Source organism: Halomonas sp. 72 (assembly GCF_052379785.1).
Taxonomy (GTDB): Bacteria; Pseudomonadota; Gammaproteobacteria; order Pseudomonadales; family Halomonadaceae; genus Vreelandella; species Vreelandella citrativorans.
Window position 1 is genome coordinate 1 of sequence record NZ_JBQSYY010000054.1, and the last position, 921, is coordinate 921.

The 921-nt window shown below is 58.1% G+C and carries 1 protein-coding gene; it reads left to right on the top strand.

Going from position 1 to position 921, the window contains the following annotated elements:
* Positions 1-630 (top strand): IS110 family transposase (locus ACT3T6_RS17695; RefSeq protein ID WP_444615279.1); only part of this gene is annotated, 630 nt, incomplete at its 5' end.
* Between the last annotated feature and the right edge of the window lie 291 nt (positions 631-921).

Sequence of the window (921 nt, forward strand, 5' to 3'; positions counted from 1 at the left end):
GCCAAGGCCAACCAGATCCGTGGTCTGGTCGGGGAGTATGGCTTGATTGCTCCCACGGGTATCCAGCAATTGCGGCGGGCGCTACCACTTTGGCTGGAAGATGCCTCTAACGGGCTCAGTGACCACTTTCGTCGCTTGCTGGCAGAGTTGGCGAACGACTTACGCTACCTTGATGATCGTGTAGAACAGTTAACCACGGCCATTGAAAAACATGCCAACACCGACCCCGTTGCCAGGCGTCTGATGACGCTGCGCGGCATTGGTCCCATTACCGCCAGCGCTCTGGCCGGTGTGCTGGGTGACGGCACTATCTATCAACGTGGACGCGACTTTGCTGCGTCATTGGGGCTTACCCCGCGTCAGCACAGCACGGGCGGACGAGAGCGCCTGCTGGGGATCAGCAAGCGAGGCAACGGGTACCTGCGCAAGCTGCTGGTGCATGGCGCACGATCCGTTCTCCGTTATGCGGTGACGCAGGAAGACGGTCTGAGTCAATGGATCAAACGGCTTGCCATGCGAAAGCATCGCAACGTCGCGATTGTGGCGCTCGCCAACAAGACGGCTCGCATGGCGTGGGCCATCACGCGTCACCAGGTGCCGTATGATCCCGAACTGGCGGCGGCCACTTAGCCACATGAAAGCATCATGAATATTTAATCTTTAACCCGGTGTTCCCACCACCCCGATTGCAACACCACAAGAGAGATGGCGAACAGGTCGAACCGACGTCGGGCCATACCGTGTAGCGCGTAGAGCATCAAAGCTCGTTTACGCTGAGGGTACCCGACGTGCGAATAGCCCATTAAGGTCCGATGTCCGTGTGTCAGGCATCCTTAACGAGACCGAATATACGCTCGCAGTCGACATAGCCGCCATGACCTTTTGTGCTTGCAAGCGAGGAGGAGTCCATATACGCGCTAC